Source organism: Nocardia sp. NPDC004604 (genome assembly GCF_040609795.1).
Lineage (GTDB): Bacteria > Actinomycetota > Actinomycetes > Mycobacteriales > Mycobacteriaceae > Nocardia.
On the sequence record NZ_JBEXLC010000018.1, the window covers coordinates 35,424 to 55,245 of the forward strand.

At 64.6% G+C, this 19,822-nt stretch carries 15 protein-coding genes; 9 read left to right on the forward strand and 6 right to left on the reverse strand.

Features of this window, described 5'->3' with window-relative positions:
• Nucleotides 1-235: 235 nt before the first annotated feature.
• The 4 genes from ABZW16_RS09470 to ABZW16_RS09485 form a co-directional block, all read right to left on the reverse strand.
• On the reverse strand, nucleotides 236-1,069 hold the full coding sequence (locus ABZW16_RS09470; RefSeq protein WP_354953987.1) for an NAD(P)H-binding protein: 834 nt from the start codon (nucleotides 1,067-1,069) through the stop codon (nucleotides 236-238).
• 250 nt (nucleotides 1,070-1,319) lie between these two features.
• Entirely contained in the window at nucleotides 1,320-1,535 is a 216-nt protein-coding gene (locus ABZW16_RS09475; RefSeq protein WP_354953989.1) for a hypothetical protein, read from the reverse strand.
• Between the two features lie 24 nt (nucleotides 1,536-1,559).
• Entirely contained in the window at nucleotides 1,560-2,282 is a 723-nt protein-coding gene (locus ABZW16_RS09480) for a class I SAM-dependent methyltransferase (protein ID WP_354953991.1), read from the reverse strand.
• Nucleotides 2,283-2,531: 249 nt separating this feature from the next.
• Nucleotides 2,532-3,266, reverse strand: coding sequence for an SDR family oxidoreductase (locus ABZW16_RS09485; RefSeq protein WP_354953993.1), 735 nt, complete (start codon nucleotides 3,264-3,266; stop codon nucleotides 2,532-2,534).
• Between the two features lie 529 nt (nucleotides 3,267-3,795).
• Here ABZW16_RS09485 and ABZW16_RS09490 point away from each other — a divergent pair.
• The gene (locus ABZW16_RS09490; RefSeq protein WP_354953995.1) at nucleotides 3,796-5,226 is read left to right on the forward strand and encodes a gamma-aminobutyraldehyde dehydrogenase; all 1,431 of its coding nucleotides are present in this window, start codon (nucleotides 3,796-3,798) and stop codon (nucleotides 5,224-5,226) included.
• On the opposite strand, the gene ABZW16_RS09495 is transcribed toward ABZW16_RS09490, so the two are convergent.
• Entirely contained in the window at nucleotides 5,207-6,721 is a 1,515-nt protein-coding gene (locus tag ABZW16_RS09495) for a PucR family transcriptional regulator (protein WP_354953997.1), read from the reverse strand. The two genes, ABZW16_RS09490 and ABZW16_RS09495, sit on opposite strands and share 20 nt — an antisense overlap.
• Before the next feature lie 82 nt (nucleotides 6,722-6,803).
• On the opposite strand from ABZW16_RS09495, the gene speB reads away from it, so the two are divergent.
• The 5 genes from speB (at nucleotide 6,804) to ABZW16_RS09520 (ending at nucleotide 11,962) form a co-directional block, all read left to right on the forward strand.
• Complete coding sequence (gene speB / locus ABZW16_RS09500; protein WP_354953999.1) at nucleotides 6,804-7,796, forward strand: agmatinase; 993 nt, start codon at nucleotides 6,804-6,806, stop codon at nucleotides 7,794-7,796.
• Nucleotides 7,793-9,274 (forward strand): APC family permease, encoded by a 1,482-nt coding sequence (locus tag ABZW16_RS09505; protein WP_354954001.1) that lies wholly within the window; start codon nucleotides 7,793-7,795, stop codon nucleotides 9,272-9,274. Before speB ends, ABZW16_RS09505 begins: the two co-directional genes overlap by 4 nt.
• The gene (locus tag ABZW16_RS09510; protein WP_354954003.1) at nucleotides 9,271-10,899 is read left to right on the forward strand and encodes a N,N-dimethylformamidase beta subunit family domain-containing protein; all 1,629 of its coding nucleotides are present in this window, start codon (nucleotides 9,271-9,273) and stop codon (nucleotides 10,897-10,899) included. The genes ABZW16_RS09505 and ABZW16_RS09510 overlap by 4 nt, the downstream gene beginning before the upstream one ends.
• Entirely contained in the window at nucleotides 10,896-11,276 is a 381-nt protein-coding gene (locus tag ABZW16_RS09515; protein WP_354954005.1) for a cupin domain-containing protein, read from the forward strand. The genes ABZW16_RS09510 and ABZW16_RS09515 overlap by 4 nt, the downstream gene beginning before the upstream one ends.
• Nucleotides 11,277-11,398: 122 nt before the next feature.
• Nucleotides 11,399-11,962, forward strand: a complete 564-nt coding sequence (locus tag ABZW16_RS09520) for a hypothetical protein (protein ID WP_354954007.1) — start codon at nucleotides 11,399-11,401, stop codon at nucleotides 11,960-11,962.
• Between the two features lie 170 nt (nucleotides 11,963-12,132).
• Here the strand turns inward: ABZW16_RS09520 and ABZW16_RS09525 are convergent, their stop codons facing one another.
• Nucleotides 12,133-13,617, reverse strand: a complete 1,485-nt coding sequence (locus ABZW16_RS09525) for an amidase (RefSeq protein WP_354954009.1) — start codon at nucleotides 13,615-13,617, stop codon at nucleotides 12,133-12,135.
• A gap of 469 nt (nucleotides 13,618-14,086) precedes the next feature.
• Between ABZW16_RS09525 and ABZW16_RS09530 the strand changes: the two genes are divergently transcribed.
• From ABZW16_RS09530 to ABZW16_RS09540, 3 genes are read left to right on the forward strand one after another with little or no spacing between them, the layout of a single operon-like run.
• Nucleotides 14,087-16,114 carry an AMP-binding protein gene (locus ABZW16_RS09530; protein WP_354954011.1) on the forward strand — a complete coding sequence of 676 codons (2,028 nt, stop codon included), beginning with the start codon at nucleotides 14,087-14,089 and terminating at the stop codon, nucleotides 16,112-16,114.
• On the forward strand, nucleotides 16,111-17,154 hold the full coding sequence (locus ABZW16_RS09535) for a 3-oxoacyl-[acyl-carrier-protein] synthase III C-terminal domain-containing protein (protein ID WP_354954013.1): 1,044 nt from the start codon (nucleotides 16,111-16,113) through the stop codon (nucleotides 17,152-17,154). Before ABZW16_RS09530 ends, ABZW16_RS09535 begins: the two co-directional genes overlap by 4 nt.
• Nucleotides 17,155-17,177: 23 nt before the next feature.
• A complete protein-coding gene (locus tag ABZW16_RS09540) occupies nucleotides 17,178-19,796 on the forward strand; it encodes an aminotransferase class III-fold pyridoxal phosphate-dependent enzyme (RefSeq protein WP_354954015.1) in 2,619 nt (872 codons plus the stop codon).
• Nucleotides 19,797-19,822 lie beyond the last annotated feature (26 nt).

The window sequence follows — 19,822 nt, forward strand, 5'->3', positions numbered from 1 at the left end:
GCTCACCTACGACCACGAAAAACGGGTGGTCGTGGCCGAACTGCTCCACAACCACCCGTCTGCATAGTGTCTGTGCCGGAGGGGGACACACGCGCTGACCACACGCCTTGACTGCGAAAACTGGCTCGATGAAGTCGTTCTCATCCACCGAGAAGCCACGTAGAACGCGTGACAGTGCGCGGTCGTGCTTCGCCGTGCAACCCTCCACCATGCGTCGGGAGCTGCATACTGCGGTCTATGACCAGTCATCCTTGTGGTCGGCTACCCAGGTGGCAAACGGGAGAGCGGGACGGTCGAGGATGTCTTCGACATTGGTGGTCACCGCGATCGGCCGTTTGATCTCGCGGGCGTATCGAGCCATCAGGGCGTCCACGAACTGCTTGTCGAGTCCGTGCGCGATCATGCCCTCGGCGGCCATCTCGGAGGGGACCTCTTGAAAACCCAATGGCCGGTCGATCGTTTCTCCGATGATGGCGACAAGTTGGTCCATACGCAGCGCCTCAGGCCCGGTGATCGGGATCTTTCGGCCGAGCAGTGAATCATCGACCATGGCACGTGCGATCACGTCGGCGACGTCCCACTCGTGGATCAGTGGCTCAGCGAATTCGGCGAATGGACCGAACACCGTGTCGCCGTTGGCCACTTGACCGGACCACATCGAAAGCGTATTCATCGCAAACGAACTCGGCCGTACGCTCACCCACGGCAATCCGCTGTTCACAACCGCGCGTTCGACCTCGGTATTGCGGTCGCCGTTGAACCATGAAGGCTGCAGCGACACTTCGTCGTCGGCGTTGATCGCCGACATCACCACCACCCGTCCGACGCGGTGTTCGGCGGCGTGAGCGAGCAGGCTCGCGATGTCGTCCTTGGTCGCTCGTGGATGAATAAACAGGGAGTCGACGCCCTGCAGGGCGGAGTCGAGATCGTCGGGTGTCACGGCGTGGGCCCCTTGGGGCAGGCTCACGGTTGGCTGTCGGGTCACCGCCCTGACCTGCGCTCCGCTCGCAAGGAGTGTGTCCATGAGCGGGCGACCGATCACCCCTGTTGCGCCGGTGACGAGATACATAGCAGCTCCTTCTCGAGTTGGTCCCGGATCAATCCGGCTGATGCGAACCAGCCTATCTCATAAGATATGAGATTCATATAAAGTCAAAGACGTAATTGCCGAGGTTCCGGTGTGGTCGGTGTCGAGCAAGGCGTGAGTCGCAGTGTCGGTCTCATCGAAGGTCTGTTCGAGCCGCCGGGTCGGGAACCGCCGCTCGGGGTCGAGGTAGCCGGCTCGAACGCCCCGGCGAAACGCTGCTCGAGCCTCGGCATCACGGCCGAGATGCCGTAAACAACTCGCCGAGGGTCGGGTAAAAGTAGAGGTAGCCGTCAAGGTCGAGGTGGTCGACGGCGCGCAACGCCGCAGCGGGGTCGCCGGCTTGGGCGATTGCGACGGCTCGGTTGAGCTCGACCACCAGGACGTACGCGCCGCGCAGCGTCAACGTCCGATCGAGCTCAGCCGATGCCGCGCCGTATCGGTGCTGCACGAGCCACCCGCACGGGCGAGTTCGTCAGAGTCGCCGTGCTTCCAGTGCCCAGACGGGCATCAGCATCAGTCCGTCATCGGTGAATTCAGGGTGGAAGTTGTACTGTGCGAACTGATTCAACAACTGCTCGGGTGGCCTGGTGCCCTCCATATGGCCGGCTCGCAAACCGACGATCGACCAGTCCGGCGCCGTGAACGTGGTACGCAATTCGTCCTCCGAGATGGAATAGAGCCCGAAGGTTTCGACGCCGTCGGCGAAGTTGGCGCTGAATTGGATCAACCGGCCGCCGGGTTTGAGCACCCGGGTCAGCGCGGCCACATGCGCGCTGCGCTGCTCGGGATCAAGACAGTGAATGAGCTGGCTGCTGACGACTGTGTCGAACTGGTCGTCGTATCCATCGAGGACGGTTGCGTCGGCGACCTCGAACACCATCGACATCCCTTGCTCGGCCGCCCGGCGGCTTGCCTGGTCGATCGCTGTGGCTGCGATGTCGAGCCCGGTTACCCGATACCCGAGACCGGCCAGGTAGATGGCGGTGTCGCCCGGTCCGCAACCGGCGTCGAGAACCTCGCCGGTGATACTGCCCGCCTTCTCGAACTCCACGAGCAGTGGCTGCGGCCTGCCGATGTCCCAGGGCACCCGCTCGAAGCTCAAGCCCTGGGCGGCTGTCTCGCCGCGGTACACCTGGTCGAAGTCGACTCCGGCTGATTCGTTTTCGTTGTTCGATACTGCACTGCTGTCGGCCATCTGGCCCGGTCCTTTCTGACAAAGCGGTCGACGTTCGGCGACCGTGAACAATTCGGTCGGATGGGCGAACATTCACCTCGGACCGCGTTGCGTCGCAGGACTTCGTAGGCGCACCGCGCGTCCTTGGGGAAGGCGAGAACCATCACGTTTCGACCCCAACGCGACGGAATGCGGGCGGGTCCCGAGGTGGCACGGATCCCGTTGGCGCACAGGAGCTCTCGTACTGGCGCTCCGTACATGGCCTGCCTGTCACGCTGTGAGGCCTCCGTCGGCAGCGATGCTCTGACCGGTAACCCATCGAGCATCATGAGAGGTCAGGAAACCTACGACATCGGCGATATCCTCGGGCTCACCGAAGCGGCCCAGCGGTGTCCGGGCGACCCGCTCCGTCAGCATCTCCTTCATGGGCTGCATCGCATCGGTATTCGTTGGCCCCGGCAATACGCTGTTCACGGTGATTCCCCGTGGCCCCACCTCGCGGGCGAAGGCTCGAACCAGCTGTTCACCCGCCGCCTTGCTCGCGGAGTACAGCGGTGTGGACGGGTCGCTCGCCCGGGTGGCCGACGACGAAATGTACACGATCCGGCCGCCGTCGCGTACCCGCTTGGCGGCCTCTCGGAGCGCGACGAACGTGGCCCGGGAGTTGGCGCCGAACGACCGCGCGTAGTCCTCGTCGGACGCCGCAGCGATCGGACCGGCAGCGAACCCATAGGCATTGTGCACGAACACATCCAGTCCGCCATACCGGTGTTCCGCAGCATCGAACAGCGACGTCAGCTGGGCCGGATCGGCCACATCCGCCTGCACGACGGTGGCCTGCCCACCGGCTGCTTCGATCGTAGCGGCGACCTCCTCGGCAGCCTCGGTATTGCTCTTGTAGTTGACGACGACCTTCGCCCCGTCCGCGGCCAGACGCAGCGCGATCGCCCGGCCGATGCTGCGCCCACTGCCGGTGACAACGGCAACACGATCGGGATTCGGCATGAAATTCTCCATTGATAGTGGATGAAGCTCAGTAATCTGCGTCATCAGCATCGGCCCAGTCGGGAACGCATGACTGGAGTCCAGATCGTGGCGCCTGGCGTCCGGCCGGAGCCGCAATGATCTCGAGACGCTACCCGAAGCATCTTACCGAGTTGATATTATATGATATCAATATTATCTTATCCAAATATTGTGGTGCCCGCAACCCTGCTGGGCCCGACCCTCCTGATCTGAGCCAGTCTCGCGCTCAGCCCACCTTTAAGAGGGCGATTCGTGCCTCAGCTGTGGTCGGCCAGCGAATGACGGGAAAACCACGCCCCTACAGGCCCCGAACGCAATAGCGACCCCCATCCCACCCGGATCGAGGGCCTGTCACGCGCCTGCGGGCATTCGCCCCTCGCAGGATCTCGATCGCCTGACATAGCGTCGAATAGACCGCATGGCAGTTGTACACGGCGTCGTAGCGCTGCGCGGCTATCGCTCCGCACACTCGACCTGATCGCTCCCCACATGGATGGACAGTTGAAACATGGCGAGTCGTGTGCTCGAGAATTTCATTGACGGCAAGTTTGTGGCTTCGGAATCGGAGGACGTGCTCGAGCTGGTGAATCCGGTCGACGAGACCGTCACCGGTCATGTACCGGTTTCGACCGCGGCAGAGGTCGATTCGGCGGTGACCGCAGCCGCACGGGCATTCCGGAGCTGGGGCGCAACGACGCCCCGGGAGCGTCAGACGGCTCTACTGAAGCTGGCCGATGCCATCGAGGCGCACAGCTTCGAGCTGGTTGAGGCGCAATGCCGCAACACCGGGCAACCGAAGGCTGTGATCGCCGCGGAGGAGGTTGCGGCGGGAGCCGACCAGCTGAGGTTCTTTGCCGGCGCGGCCCGTCTGTTGGAGGGCCGGTCCGCAGGCGAATACGTCGAGGGGTTCACCTCGTATACCCGCCGCGAACCGATCGGCGTGGTCGCTCAGATCACGCCGTGGAATTACCCGTTTCTCATGGCGATGTGGAAGATCGGTCCAGCACTCGCCGCCGGGAACACGGTTGTCCTCAAGCCGAGTGATACGACCCCGGACAGCACTCTGGTGCTGGCGAGGCTGACCCGGGGGCTGTTGCCGGACGGGGTTTTCAACGTGATCCTCGGCGACGCGACGAGCGGCGCCGCGCTGGTGGCGCACCCGGAACCGGGCTTGGCGTCGATCACCGGATCGGTGCGAGCCGGGATGGCGGTCGCGGAGTCGGCCGCGCGCGGGCTCAAACGCGCTCATCTGGAACTCGGCGGCAAGGCTCCGGCCGTGGTGTTCGCCGATGTCGATATCGAGTCCACGGCGGCTGATATCACGCAGGCGGCGTTTTTCAACGCAGGTCAGGACTGCACCGCTGTCACACGCGTGCTGGTGCACGAATCCATCCATGAGGATCTGGTGCAAGCGCTGGCGAAGAATGCCCGGAGCCTACGGCCGGGGCAACCCGAGGATCCGGACAGCTTCTGCGGCCCGCTCAACAACCGTCGCCACTTCGATTCCGTGCTGGGGACCTTGGCCGCGCTGCCTTCTCATGCGACGGTCGTGACCGGAGGTGAACGGTTGGGAGACAGCGGGTTCTTCGTCGAGCCAACCGTCATCACGGGAGTGTGCCAGAGCGATCCGATCGTTCAGGAGGAGGTCTTCGGTCCCGTGCTGACGGTCCAGCCGTTCGTCGACGAGGCCCAGGCCATCACCTATGCCAATGATGTGCGTTATGCGCTGGCGTCCAGCGTCTGGACACGTGACCACGGCACCGTCGAACGCATGGCGCGCGGGCTGAATTTCGGTGCGGTATGGGTGAACTGCCACATGGTGCTGACCGCGGAGATGCCGCACGGCGGATTCAAGCACTCCGGCTACGGCAAGGACCTGTCGATGTACAGCGTGGAGGAGTACACCCGCATCAAGCACGTCATGAGCGCGCACCGCTGACCGGCGCGGCGAGGGTATCTCGAGCCTGGAGGGCGAGCCACAGCTCGTGCCGGGTGGCGGCGGGCTCCAATGACCGTCGCAACAGCTTCTCGATCTTGGAGATTCGGTTGCGGACGGTGTGACGGTGAACGCCGAGCCGCTCGGCCGTGGCGTCCCAGGTGCCGTTCGTATCGAGCCAAGCCCGGAGGGTGGTGACCAGTTCACCGGTCTGATCGGCGATATCGATCGGCGCGAGCGTGTTCTCGGCGAACGCGGTGAGCACGTCGGGGGAAGCGATCGATAGCAGCAGACTGCTGGTGCTGCCTTCTCGCGACGTGGCCGGCCGCCCGAGCCGAGCGCTCACGGGCAGGAGCGAACGCGCCTGCTGCACAGACAATGCCGCCAGTTCGGGCGCGACAGTATCGCCGATACCGGCGGGTTGTTCGGCGGCGAAGCGACGGAGCAGCAACGGCAGATCCGTACCGTCGATGACAATCGCTTCGACGCCGCTACCCAGGGTGCGCACCAGACCGCCGGGTAACGCGTAGGCCAGATCGGCGGCGAGTTCTTCGGTGCGTCCCGCAGGGGGTTCGATGGCCAGTCCCACGACCGAACTGGTGCGAATGCCCAGCTGGTCGAACATGTCTCGGATCGCGCTCGCGCCCGCGCTCGGGGCGAGGACCTGATCGAGAGCCATCGCCCGGGCGCGCCGTTCGGCGTCGCCTGCCAGATACCGTTGCTCGAGTTCGAGAGTGACCAATGAGGTCAAGGCCGATTTCATGAGCCGGATTTCGCGGGCGTCCGCTTCGACCAGCAGGGCGTAACCGCGCACCCGACCGGCGCCGACCGGTTGCACGCTGAGCGCCCGTCCGGCGATGTCGGCTACCGAGCTGCCACGCAGACCGTGCGGTGCTATTTCATCGATGAGCCCGCGTGCGGCTTCCATCAAACGGTCGGTCTCGTCGCCGACGGTGGCGATCGCCCGGCCGAGCGGGTCGGTGATTATCGCGGGCAGGCTCGTCAGCTGGAACCACACTCCGATCAGTCCATCCAGACCACCCCCAGATGCCGCCGCGACCGTCAACCTTCGCTGCACGGCGAGCGTGCGTTCGAGCACCTGTCGTTCTTCGGCGGCATGAGCCGCGAAAACCGCCTTGGTGATGGCAATGAACGGAGTCTCGTCCGGCACCAGCAGCAGTGGAATCCCCTCGGCCTCAGCGGCTTCAACGAGGGCGGTCGGCGCTTGCTGATACGGCAAGCCATGCCCCAGCCCCAGCGCCAGCGCGCTCGCCCCGCCGTCGACCACATCACGCACAAAGTCGCGCCATTGTGTTTCGTCCGTGGACAACTGCAACCCGGCAGTCATGAGCAGCTCGCCGCCCTGCAGCCAGCTACCCGGCCGCAATAGCTCAGTTACATGTGCGGCGTCGATCGTGCGGTGGGCTGCGTCTTGCCCGGCGATCAGCTCGAGCCGCAATTGTGCCTGTTCGAGCAGGTCTGCGACAGTGAAAGGCATGGACACAGTGTCCATCAGGTTCGTTGAGGTTTCCACATTGCGTCGATGGTTGGTGGCTCCGGGGCCCACCTAGCATCTTGCCATGTCATCCCAGCAATCCCTCGGCCCGATCGATGCGAGCCGAGTTCCCCGGTACTGCGGTCCGGCCACTTTCGCCAGACTGCCGCGTGTCGACGAGGTCGCTACGACCGATGTCGCGATCGTCGGAGTTCCCTTCGACGCCGGGGTCAGCTACCGACCGGGAGCGCGCTTCGGCCCCGGACACGTCCGTGCGGCCAGCAAGCTCCTGCGACCGTACAACCCGACGTTGGACGTGCATCCGTTCGCGGTCCACCAGGTCGCCGATGCCGGAGACATCGCGGTCAATCCGTTCGACATCGACGAAGCCGTCGCCACCATCGAGAGCGAGGCCCGAAGCTGGCTGTCGAAAGGAACACGCCTGCTGACCATCGGTGGTGATCACACCATCGCCCTGCCACTGCTGCGCGCGGTCGCCGCTCAGCACGGCCCGGTGGCCGTCGTACATTTCGACGCGCACCTCGATACCTGGGATACCTATTTCGGCGCGCGCTTCACCCATGGCACTCCGTTCCGACGTGCCGCGGAGGAAGGTCTGCTCGACCCGCATCGCTGCCTGCACGTCGGAGTCCGCGGCCCGCTCTACAGCTCCGATGATCTGCGGTCCGACGAGTGCCTGGGCTTCCAGGTGGTGCCCGCCGACGACTATCAATACGACGGCGTTGTGCAGGTTGTGGAGCGAATACGCAAGCGCCTCGGCACCGGTCCGGTGTACGTATCGCTCGACATCGACGTGCTCGACCCCGCCTTCGCCCCCGGCACCGGCACGCCGGAAGCCGGCGGCCTGTCCAGCCGAGAACTGCTCGCGACCCTGCGCGGACTGGTCGGGCTCGACGTGGTGGGCGCGGACATCGTCGAGGTCTCACCGGCCTATGACCACGCCGAGGTCACTGGGATCGCCGCAGCACACGCGGCCTACGAACTGCTCTCGGTGCTGGCCTGCAATCAGGCGGGCCTCGTCCGGAATTCGTCGGCGCGCTCGGAAGGGATCCGTTGAAACACTCCGAAACCGGTGTGACCGCCGGGACGCAGCCCGCATCCACCGAGCTCAGATCCGACGTCGTCGGCACTACCGATCTGGTGTTCTTCGTACTGTCCGCCGCCGCACCGCTGACCGTCATGGCCGGTTTCGCGGCGCTAGGGTTCCTGATCGCCGGTCAGGTGGCGCCTGCCGGATATCTGATCGCGGGGATCGTGTACGTCGTGTTCGCCGTCGGCTTCACTGCCATGAGCAAGCATGTCCGCAACAGCGGCGCCTTCTATGCCTACATCAGCCGCGGCATCGGACCCACCATCGGCGCCGGGTCGGCCATGGTCGCCTATCTCTCCTACGCCCTCGGCCAGATCGGATTCCTCGCCGCCACAGGTGTTTTCGCATCCGAGGGAATCGCCCTGCTCATCGGAGTCTCCGTGCCGTGGCAGATGACGGCGGTCGTTCTCGGATCGGTTGTCGCGCTGCTGTCGTACCTCAAGGTCGATATCGGCGCGAAGGTGCTGGCGGTCTTGCTGCTGACCGAGGTGGGCGTCCTGTTCGTGCTCGCCATCGCCGTATTGATCCGCGGTGGACACGAAGGGCTTTCGGCGGACAGCTTCAATCCCGCGCACCTGATGACGGCATCGATCGGCGCGCTGTTCGCGATCACCTTCGTTGTGTACATCGGATTCGAGCAGACCGCCATCTACAGCGAAGAGGCGCGAGACGCCCAGCGCACCGTCCCGCGCGCCACCTATATCGCGATCGTCGTGCTGGCGGTGGTCTACACCTTCATCTCCTGGGCGATTCTCATGGCCGCGGGCCCGAGCCGCCTGGCCGCACTCCTGGCCGGAGACCCGGCTCAGCTGGTGTTCGACCTCAATACCGAATATGTCGGCGCGACAATGACTTCGGTCATGCAGGTGCTCATCATCACCAGCTTCTTCGCCGGCGCGCTCGCGCTGCAGAATGCCGGGGCCCGGTATCTGTTCGCGCTCGGCCGTGACGGGGTGCTGCCGGCGTGGTTCAGCCGCACCGGAGCACGAACCAAGACCCCGCAGTCGGCCGGGCTCGTGCACACCCTGGTGGTGGTCTGCACTCTGATCGGCTTCGGCCTGACATCCCTTGACCCCTACACCCAGATCGTGCTGTGGACCAATACCCCGACGCTGGTCGGTGTGATGGCGCTCGAGATCGCCGTCTGCATCGCCGTGATCCGCTACCTGCGGCACGCCCCGGGCGGGGAAACGCTGTGGCAGAGGCTGATCGCACCAGGACTGGCGACGATTCTGCTCGTTGTCGTGATGGCGCTGCTCATGAAGAACATGCCGATGCTGACCGGCCTCGGACCGGTGGGTAACGCGATCATGCTGTCGCCCTTGGCGGTGGGATTCGCAATCGGAGTCGGACGAGCATTGTGGCTGCGCACCGCGGCACCCGATCGATACCGGCGCCTATCCGGCAATACCGAAACCCTACCCACAGCAGAGGTGGTTCGATGACCGAACAGCAGCGGCTTCCGCGACACGCCTGGTCCGTGCCGGGATGGCAGTGCGAGATCCCCGGGGGCGATCCTTCGACACCCGAAATCTGTTGCTACACAGACCAATTCTCCTACACCGCGGGAGACTCGGTCGCGGTGCACGTGCACACCACCGCCGAACGCTACAGCCTGGAAGTGGTGCGCGACGGAGCGCATCCGGAGATCGTGTACCGGCTCGACGACCTGCCCGGCGAGTCCCACCCGACCCCGGCCGACAGCTACGCCGTCGGCTGCGGCTGGCCCGTTGCGGTGCGCATCCCCATCGCCGAGGAGTGGCGCTCGGGCATGTACCTGGTGATCGCGCGGATCGAGGTCGAAGGCCGGGTCTATGAGCGCGAACACTTCTTCGTCCTGCGGTCCGCCGTCGCCGGACGTACCCGATACGCGCTGATGCTCACCACCGCCACGATGACCGCATACAACGACTGGGGCGGCGCGAATCACTACCGCGGGGTCGGTGATGATCCGGAGGTCGACATCCCCGCGCCGGTGGTGTCCACGCAACGCCCTATCGCCCGGGGGATGCTGCGCAAACCCGTTGGCGCACCGCGCAGCCGACACGAGTACACACCGCCACCGTTCTGGCAGCCACATCACGAGGCGTACGAGTGGGCGTTCGCCAGCGGCTACTCCCGCCATCACGCCGACGCGTTCTGGGCAACCTACGAGCGGCCATTCGTGGTGTGGGCCGAGAGCCATGGCTACGACTTCGACTACCTGACCCAGGACGACCTGCACTTCCGTCCGGAATCGCTCAGTGACTACCGATGCCTGGTGATCGTCGGGCACGACGAGTACTGGACAGCCGAAATGCGGGACACCGTAGACGATTTCGTCGACAACGGGGGCAATGTCGCCCGCTTCGCCGGCAACTTCCTCTGGCAGGTCCGCCTCGACGACACCGGCGCTACCCAAACCTGCTACAAGATCCCCGCCTTCGACCCGCTCCATGCCACCGATCCGAGCCGGGTCACTACCGCGTGGGATGCTCCGATCGTCGGTCGCCCGGGCGCACAGACCATGGGTTTGACCGGTTTCGGTGGTGTGTACAGCCGGTATGGCAACGCGGTACCACGTTCCAGCGGCGGATTCACCGTATATCGGCCCGAGCATTGGCTTTTCGAGGGCACCGATCTGTACTACGGCGACGTGATCGGTGGCGCTCCGGTCTGCACCGCGGCTTTCGAACTCGACGGTGTCGATTACACCTTCCGGAAGGGGCTGCCCTACCCGACCTTCGAAGACGGGGCTCCGGACACCCTGGAGATCCTGGCGCTGGCTCCGGCCGTCGTCGGCGCGGAAGACCGATGGAACGGTGAGGTCCCGCTCGGCGCACCGGCGTTCGAGGCGGACATGCTGCTCCCGTTCCTCTATGGCGACGACGTACCCGAATACCAGCGTGATCGCCACTACGGCGCGGGCATGGTCGGCGTGTTCACCCGCGGCGCGGGCACGGTTGTCAACGCCGGATCGTGCGAATGGGTCAACGGCCTCATCGAACGCGATTTCTGCACCGAACAGATCACACACAACGCACTGCGCCGGCTCGGCGCGGTCCTGGAAGCGCAAAAGGGAAACTCATGACCATCGGTGTCAAGGACGTGCGCGCCATCGGTTTGGGCATCGGCACCCGAGTGGTGCCCGAGTGGCCCGACGGCTGGACCGCCTCCGCAGACTGGGCGGAAGTCGAATGGCGCGGCTGCTCCGACGCCACCGGCCGCATGATCGGCAGTGCCTGGGAGGGACAACCGGGTGTGCTGCGGGTGGTCGACTACCCGGTCGACGAGATCTGCGTAATGCTCACCGGCAGTGTCGCTGTGATCGACGATACGGGCGAGCGGCGAGTGTTCCGCGCCGGTGAGGCATTCCTGTTCCCGCGCGGATTCACCGGGCAATGGGAGACGCTCGAGCCCTCCTCCAAGATCTTCGTCGTCTTGGAACCCGCCCCGGAATCCGCGTAATCCGCGCGGCCTCGAACGTGATCGGGGGCAAGCGTCCTGCAATCGTCTCGCCCTCCGATCACCTTGCTACACAGTAAATTTCGGCTGGTAGCACAGAAACCATGTTGTCTGTAGGAGATCCAGTGAACCACCGTACCCGCATCATCGTCGCTTCCGCGATGACCGCGACCTTGATGACCCTCACCGCAGAGGTGGCTACGGCCGCCCCCGCGCCGACCACGCTGACGGCCGCAGAAACGGAACCGACCATGCTCAGCGCCGACACCTCGAGCAGCGCCATGCCGTCGATGCTGCCGGTGACGCAGGATCAGACGAATACTACTGCGGTGCAGCCGCTTTCACCGTCTCTCGGAGATTTGACCTCGGTTGCGGCAGTCGACGGTGCCAATCCGCAGGCCGATATCGACAATGCGCTGAGTCAGGCGGGCAACGAATTCATGCTGGCCGTGACAATGGGCACCATGGCCGGTGGCGTGGTGGGGCTCGTGGGTGGATGCGTCGTCGGCGCGGTCGTCGGCGCGATCGGTGGCTGTATCCCTGGCCTGGGGATCGGGGCAGCGGTGGGCCCGATCATCGGCGGTCTGGTGGTTGGCGTCCCGGTCGGGATCGCCGCTCTGGCACAGGCATACAACACCTTGCACGCCGCGGGTGACATCAGTGCCCCACTCGCAACTCAGATCGGCTGACATCGCCATGAGCGAGCGAAGGCCCCGACCCTGGTCCTGCACGGCGTAGGCGTCGCGCATGCGGAACAACCGGCTCGTCGATACGGGTCGGTTGTTCTCCGTTCACGACCTACCGGTCGGTGCGGACACGTCGATTCGGCATTCGCTGCGCGGCCGGCGATTTCACCCGATCAGACGAACAGCTTTCGATAGTTGTGCTGCCAAGGTCGGATTCGTTCGTAGGCTGCGGCGAGGCCGAGTACGGTGTCGTCGCGGAAGCGGCGGCCGACGATCTGCATTCCCACCGGCAGTCCAACTGGACTTGTGCCTGCGGGTACCGAGATCGCCGGGTGCCCGCTGTAGTTGAACGGGTGGGTGAGGCACCAGCCGAGCAATGGATCCACCGACTCGCCATTGACGGTGTCCGGGCCGACGGTCCAGCCGTCTTCGGTATTGGCGACGCCCGCTACCGCGGTTGTGGGGGTGACGATCGCGTCGTAGTCCTCCAGTACGCCGTTGATCATGTCGAAAACCGCCGTGCGCAGGAACTGGTCTCGGCGGTTCTCGACAGTGCTCAGTGCGAAGCCGCGGTCGGCGACGGCGCGTAAGTGTGGTGGCAGGTCCGCCCAGGCCACCGCGCGCAGATCGAGACCGAGATCGCCGAACATCTCCATCAGACACACCATCGCCGAGCCGGTCAGCCGCATCCACAGATCGGTGATCTCCTGATGCGGCGCGGGCAGTGTCACCTCCGGCATCTCGACGGTCACGCCCGCCGTTTCGAGCGCGCGTACCGACTCGTCGAGGACCGCACGCACCTCCTCGGCCACCGGAAAGCCGCCCAGTGTAGGCAGATACGCGACGCGCAAGCCGGCGACGGGGGCGAGGACGGCGTCGCGGTAGCGCTGTTCGGGGAGTGGGACACTGCCCGGATCCCGCGCGTCGAAGCCCGCCATCGCGTCCAACATGAGCGCACAGTCCTCGACCGACCTGGCCAATGGCCCATTGCCCATGAACGGATCGAGGGTGAAGAACGCGTCCGGTCGCACGATACCGGCGAGCAGTCCGTAAGAAGGCTTGAGGCCGACGACGCCGCACATCGCGGCCGGAATACGCACGGAGCCGCCGCCGTCGGAGCCCTGCGACAGTGCGCACATACCCGCGGCGACGGCCGCGGCGCTGCCGCCGGAGGACCCACCCGCATTGTGTCCGGGCGCGAACGGTGTGCTGGTTGGGCCGAACAGTCGGTTGTCGGTGGTGGCCTTATGCCCGAACTCGGGGGTGTTCGTCTTGCCGAGGACGATCGCGCCCAGCTGCTCGAGTCTGGTCACGTGCGGCGCGGTTTCCGCGGGCACATATGCCTGGAATTCCTTGACGCCGAAGGTATTCGGCACGCCTGCCTTGAAATCGAACAGATCCTTGACGGCGATCGGGACGCCGTGCAGAGGTCCCCGTAATCGCCCGGTGATCACGTCCTTTTCGGCCGCTAGCGCCGCCGCTCTGGCTTGATCGGCAAGGACGCACACGTAGGCGTTGATCGCGGTGTTATGGGCATCGATGCGTTTCAGGTACGCATCGACGATTTCGACCGGTGATAGCGACCGGCCGCGGATACGTTGCGCGAGTTCCACCGCGGGAGTGAGAACGAGGTCATCCACTTCACTGGTGTTCGTCATGCGCTCCGACATTAGCGGCGAAATGCCCTGGCGGGCGGCCGCTTTGGGTAAACAGTCCCGAAACCTATTGGGGCACAATGCGTTAACGCGTGGCGACCAACCGACCGGTTTGTAATCAGAGTGCCTGGTCAGAGCCGTCTGCCGGGTGGGCGGCGCGGTCGGCCGAACTGGCAACGCCGTCTCTGCGGGCGCCCCGGCACGCGTCATTTAACATGGATGTCATATTACTGAATTCAGATTGTCACGGTTGACGCCCGATTTAGGCTCCGCTAATGTCGGCGATAGCTTCGCGATCAGTGCTCGTATCTCTGGATGGCGCAGGCTTCAACGATGAAGCGGACAATTCCGTGGAGAGACTTCCGCTGTCCATCGCGCGGGGCATATGCATGACTCAGGGGTGTTCATGAAGAATTCACCGTCGATTCCTGACGCGGACTGTCGTAATTGGGTCGACCTGTTGAATGCGCGAGTGGAAACGCATCGCGCGGAAACCGCTTTCGTATTCCTCGACAGCGCGGGACAGGAAGTCGAGGCGCTGACGTATGGGGAACTCCAGCAGCGTGCGCAGGCGATCGCATACCAGTTGACCAGGGAGGTCGCGGTTGGTGATCGGGCCTTGCTGCTCCATCCGCCGGGCCTCGATTATGTGGTGTCGTTCTATGGGTGCCTGTACGCGGGCGTGATCGCCGTACCGCTGTTCCCGCCGCAACCCAATGTGCTGGAACAGGTCGACACGATTGCCCGCGATGCCGAGGCGAGCATTGTATTGAGCACCGGCGATATTGTCGGAGGAATGGCAGAGCTCGATGACGAGTGGTACATCGCGGGACTACCCAGAATTGCGTCCGACGCAATAACGGAACCATCGGAACATGCTGTCGAAATGGAAATCGCGGAGACGGATATCGCTTATCTGCAATATACGTCCGGGTCTACTTCGGTGCCGAAGGGTGTGATCATCCAACACGGAATGATGCTGCACCAGTGCGCCGAGTTGGTGTATGGCTGGGGCGTCGATACCGAAAGTGTCGTGGTGTCCTGGCTACCGCACTTCCACGACTTCGGGCAGGTCAGCAGCGTGTTGCTGCCGGTATTCACCGGGACCAGAGCGGTCCTGATGGCGCCGTCCACATTCGTCAAGAACCCGATCCGCTGGCTGTCGGCGGTCGCTGCCTATCACGGAACCCACAGTGGCTCACCGAATTTCGCATTCGACCTGTGCGTGGACCGGACGACACCGCTACAACGCGCCGAACTCGACCTGAGCAGTTGGCGTTTGGTGAGCAATGGCGCCGAACCCGTCCGCAAGGCCACACTCGACCGCTTCCGCGCCGCGTTCGAGCCGCACGGCCTGCCCCCGACCGCGCTGACGCCGGGATATGGCCTGGCCGAGGCCACCCTCAAGGTCACCTCGGGGACTTCGGGTGTCGAGTTTGCCGCGACGAGCTTCGATACGACGGCACTCGGCGCGCGCGAGGTGGTGCCCGTCGGCGATGCTCCCGGGACCGAATTGGTTGGCTGCGGAATTCCCGTCATGCGCACCGACATCGCCATCGTGACACCGGAATCCGGACAGCGAACGGCCGACGGCGCGGTCGGCGAGATCTGGGTCAGTGGACCGATCGTGTCACCGGGCTACTGGAATCGCCCCGAGGACAGCGAACGTACTTTCCGTGCTCGGATCACCGGCGAGGGCGACGCCCGAACCTATTTGCGCACAGGGGATCTCGGATTCTGGTACGCCGGTGAGCTGTATATCTGCGGCCGGGTCAAGAACCTGATGATCGTCAACGGCGTGAACTACTACCTCGAGGATATCGAGACCACCGTGGTGAACGGCGTGGCATCGCTGCGGGCCGGAGCGGTCATCGCCTTCTCGGTCGAACGTGACGGTCAGGAGAACCTGGTCCTGGTCGCGGAGTACCGGGCGGACGCGGGCCCGAGCCCGCAGGCGCTGGTCACCGCGGTGCACGACGCGGTCGCGCGTAAGCACGCGATCGTGCCCGTCGCCATCGTATTCATCGGCCAGGGCACGATTCCGCGCACCACGAGCGGCAAACTTCGCCGCCAGCAATGTAAATCCGACTTCCTCGCGGGTGCGCTCGCCGAGGTCCACCGCTGGGAGGGCATGGTGACCATCGAAACATCCGCCGACACAGGCATGTCGGCAACGCCGTCGATGCGCGAGCTGGTACAGCAGGGGCTGCTCACCCAGATCCAGGAATGGATGGCCGAAAATCTGGGGTCGGACGGTCCGCGGCTCGACTCGGCTCGTTCGCTGGCCGAGCACGGGCTCGGCTCGGTGGACCAGATGAACCTGCACGACCGGTTGGAAATGTGGTCGGGCAAGCGGTTCCCGCCGGAACTGATGTGGGAAGCGACCTCCATCGCGGCGATGACCCGGATCATCGCGGACCATCTGACACCGGCCGTCGATGATGTTGTGAGCGCGCCACAGGATGAGGATCCCACCGGGGTCAGGAGCGCAGCGAGATGAGGCTCCGATCGGCGGCCGCCGCACTACCCTCCCGGACCGTTACCAATGCCGACATCACCGACCTGATCGCCACCCACAGCGCGGACAGCTTCACCGGTGATCTCGACGACGCCCTGCGCAAGGTCGACTACTACCTGCGGTACGCGGGCTCGGCGTCGCGGCAATGGCTCGATCAGGGGGAGCGCCCGATAGAGCTGCTGCGCGACGCGGCGAACTCGGCGCTGGAACGGGCGCAGTTGCGGCCGCGGGATATCGACCTGCTGATCTATACCGGGATCGGCCGCGGATTCATCGAACCGGGCGGGGCCTACCATACGGCCGCCGCGCTCGGGCTGGACAACCCGCACTGCTTCGACATCCTCGATGCCTGCATGAGCTGGACCAGGGCGGTGCAGGTCACCGAATCCCTGTTCCGCACAGGAGAATTCCGCAACGCGCTGATCGTCAACGCGGAGTGCAACCTGCGCTGGGGCGGTGTGGTGTTCCCGCACCTGTTCCGCATGCCGCGGCTCGAGGCGCTGGAATCGACGTTCCCGGCATACACCCTCGGCGAGGCGGCCACCGCGACCGTGCTCACCGCCGAGGACAATGAGCCGTGGGAGTTCCGGTTCGCCTCGCGTCCCGATCTGGCGGCCTTGTGCAATGTGACCCTCGATGGCTACGAGGGCTATTGCGAGCCCTCGAACAAGCTGGCCGCCAACGGTGTCGGTTTCTTCACCTCCTACGGATTCGAGATGCACGAGATGGGCGCTGCGGATGCGCTCGGGGTGTTCGACCGGCTCGAGGTGCGCACCGACGAGGTATCGACGCTGTTCACCCATGCCTCCAGCAAGCGGTACTGGCAGGGCATGGCCGACAAGGTCGGGCTCGGCGACGCCGTACACCACGTCTACGACCGGACCGGGAATATCGTGTCCGCCTCGGTGCCGACCGCCATTGCCTCCGCGATCGAGCAGGACCGGTTGCGTCCCGGCGATCGCGCGGTCGGCTGGGTCGGCAGCGCCGGAATGTCCTTCGGCGCTTTCTCTTTCGTCTTCTGACGCCCGACCGGAACAGGTGGACCATGCTCAGACATCTGGCCAAGGCGGCGACCTTCACCGCACTCGGCGCCATGGAGTATTCGATCACGTCGATCCGCGAGCGCGGTCGGAACGCCGAACAGCGCCGCGCCGACGCGATCCTGGAATTCCTTATTCGGATGGGGCCGATCTATATCAAGATGGGCCAGATCGCGGCGACCCGCTCGGATCTGCTGCCACCGTCGTGGGTGGATACGCTGCGGGTGCTGCAGGACCGGACGCCGCATATGTCGCCGGCCGAGTCGCGTGCGGCCATCGAGCGGGAACTGGGCGGACCGCTGGCGGCGACCTTCCGCACGCTGGATCTGCGGCCGGTGGCCAGCGCGTCGGTGGCGCAAGTGCACCTCGCCGAGCTGCTCGACGGCCGCCGGGTCGCGGTCAAACTGGTCAAGAACAGAGTTCCCGAGCAGATCGACCACAGCCTCGGCGCGATCGGTTCGATGCTGAAGCTGGTGCACCGGACCACGCCTCGCGTGCGCGAGTTGAACCTGCCCAAGCGATTCGACGAGGTGGCACGGCTGCTGCGGCCGCAGGCCGATATGACCCTGGAGGCGCAACAGCAGGAGCGGATCCGCGCCAATTTCGTATCGCACCCGTATGTGCTGGTGCCGCAGACGCTGCCGGAGCTGGTCACCGATCGGATGCTGGTGATGGAATATATGGACGGCATCCCCGGAAAGGACTCCGCCACAGTCGATTTCCCGCGCGAACGGCTGGCGCAGCGGCTACAGGACGTGATCTACACGATGCTGTACATGCACGGCATGTGCCACGGTGATCCGCATCCGGGCAATGTCCTGTTCACCCCGGACGGCAAGCTGGTCCTGCTGGACTACGGCGTCACGGTGGAGTTGAGCGAGGACGAGAAGTGGGGCCTGTCCTCGTTCTACTACGCGTGCACCCGCAAAGAGTGGGATATCGCGATCGACCGGTTCACCCGGTACTTCGTGGTGGCGAACGAAAAACTCGAGCGCGGGCGCGAGTCCTATCGGACCGAGATGGCCGAAGTGCTGCGCTATCACTTCGACACCAGCTCGAGTCAGTGGTCGACCGTCTCCTATTTCAACGACGTGAGTGCTGTTCTGCGCAAATATGATTCGCAGTACACCACCAACTTCACCAAGGTCGAACTCGTCTTCCTCTCCTGCGAGGGTTTCGCCTCCCAGATCAATCCCGAGATCGACATCTGGGCCAACGCGCGCAAATTCACCGACCGCTACTCGCCGTATATGAACGCCGAGGTCGAACGGCGCTTCGCGAACAGCTTCCAGCAGCAGATGCCGACCTCACTGGCATTGCGGGACCGCGCCCACGACACACTGGTCGCGCCGACGCATATCGACCGGTACTTCTTTCCGAGCGGCTTCCCGGTATTCGTCGAGGAGGCAACCGGCGGCAAGGTGCGCGACTTCGACGGTAACGAATACATCGACCTATCCGGCGGTTACGGTCCGCACCTGCTCGGCTACGCGCATCCCGCGATCAATGCCGCGATCGCGGACGGCGCGCGGCGGGGGCTGGTCAACGGCATCGGCAACCGGTCCGAAATCGAGTTGGCCGAACTACTCGTCGACGCGCTGCCCGCCGCCCAAAAGGCCGTCCTGTGCAATTCGGGTACGGAGGCGATCCTGTTCGCCATCCGGATGTGCCGCGGGTATCGACGCAGGCATGTGGTCGCCAAATTCGAGGGGCACTACCACGGCTTCTCCGATCAAGGCATGGTCAGTTCCTGGTTCCGCTTCGCCGGCGACCGTGACCGTCCCGCGCCGGTGGCCGGATCGCTCGGTTCGGATCCGGGCAGCGTGGACAGCACCGTCGTGCTGCAGTACGGCGACATCCCCGGTTTGGCCCGGCTCCGCGAGCACGCCGACGAACTCGCCTGCGTCATCCTCGAGCCGATGCCCACGTCCGTGGTCGCGTTGCACAGCGAGTTCCTGGCCGAATTGCGCAGGCTGTGTACCGAACTCGATATTCCGCTGATCTTCGACGAGGTGGTCTCCGGATTCCGCGTCGCCTACGGCGGCGTGCAGGTACTGGCCGATATCCATCCCGACGTCACCTGTCTGGGCAAGGTGATCGGCGGCGGTCTGCCCTGCGGTGCAGTGGTCGGTGACGCGCGGATCATCGATATGGCAAAGAGTTCGCAGGATCCGTTCTACGACTACGAGAACAAGGTCTTCGCGGGCGGCACGCTCAGCGGTAATTCGCTCACCTGCGCGGCCGGCCTCGCCGCACTGCGCTATCTGCGCGAGCACCAGGAAATCTATATCGAACTGGAGGACAACACCCAGCGTCTCGCCGACATGATGCGCGAAGCCACCGAGCAGCGCGATATCGCCTGCCGGATCAATGCCCGCAACTCGATCTTCTCGCTCAACTTCAGCCACCGCGAGGCGGGCCTGTACCGAGAACGCATGGCGGGCAGCAACTTCAAGGCCACCATCGCCCTGGCCTACTACATGCGCAAGCACCAGGTGTATCTGCCGGAACTGCACAGTTTTCTGATCAGCGCCGCGCACAGCACCGAAGACCTGGATCAGATCGCGCATGCCTTCGAGAAGAGCCTCGACGAAATGCTCGCCGACGAACTCTTCGTCATCTGACCCAACACACACGGGGGGATCAACGA

Bases quoted from the DNA above. Each gene is read 5' to 3' on its own strand.
- speB (WP_354953999.1), top strand. From the start codon at position 6,804: ATGTCATCCCAGCAATCCCTCGGCCCGATCGATGCGAGCCGAGTTCCC.
- ABZW16_RS09540 (WP_354954015.1), top strand. From the start codon at position 17,178: ATGCTCAGACATCTGGCCAAGGCGGCGACCTTCACCGCACTCGGCGCC.
- ABZW16_RS09470 (WP_354953987.1), bottom strand. From the start codon at position 1,069: ATGTATCTCGTCACCGGCGCAACAGGGGTGATCGGTCGCCCGCTCATG.
- ABZW16_RS09510 (WP_354954003.1), top strand. From the start codon at position 9,271: ATGACCGAACAGCAGCGGCTTCCGCGACACGCCTGGTCCGTGCCGGGA.
- ABZW16_RS09495 (WP_354953997.1), bottom strand. From the start codon at position 6,721: ATGCCTTTCACTGTCGCAGACCTGCTCGAACAGGCACAATTGCGGCTC.
- ABZW16_RS09535 (WP_354954013.1), top strand. From the start codon at position 16,111: ATGAGGCTCCGATCGGCGGCCGCCGCACTACCCTCCCGGACCGTTACC.
- ABZW16_RS09515 (WP_354954005.1), top strand. From the start codon at position 10,896: ATGACCATCGGTGTCAAGGACGTGCGCGCCATCGGTTTGGGCATCGGC.
- ABZW16_RS09480 (WP_354953991.1), bottom strand. From the start codon at position 2,282: ATGGCCGACAGCAGTGCAGTATCGAACAACGAAAACGAATCAGCCGGA.
- ABZW16_RS09525 (WP_354954009.1), bottom strand. From the start codon at position 13,617: ATGACGAACACCAGTGAAGTGGATGACCTCGTTCTCACTCCCGCGGTG.
- ABZW16_RS09485 (WP_354953993.1), bottom strand. From the start codon at position 3,266: ATGCCGAATCCCGATCGTGTTGCCGTTGTCACCGGCAGTGGGCGCAGC.
- ABZW16_RS09490 (WP_354953995.1), top strand. From the start codon at position 3,796: ATGGCGAGTCGTGTGCTCGAGAATTTCATTGACGGCAAGTTTGTGGCT.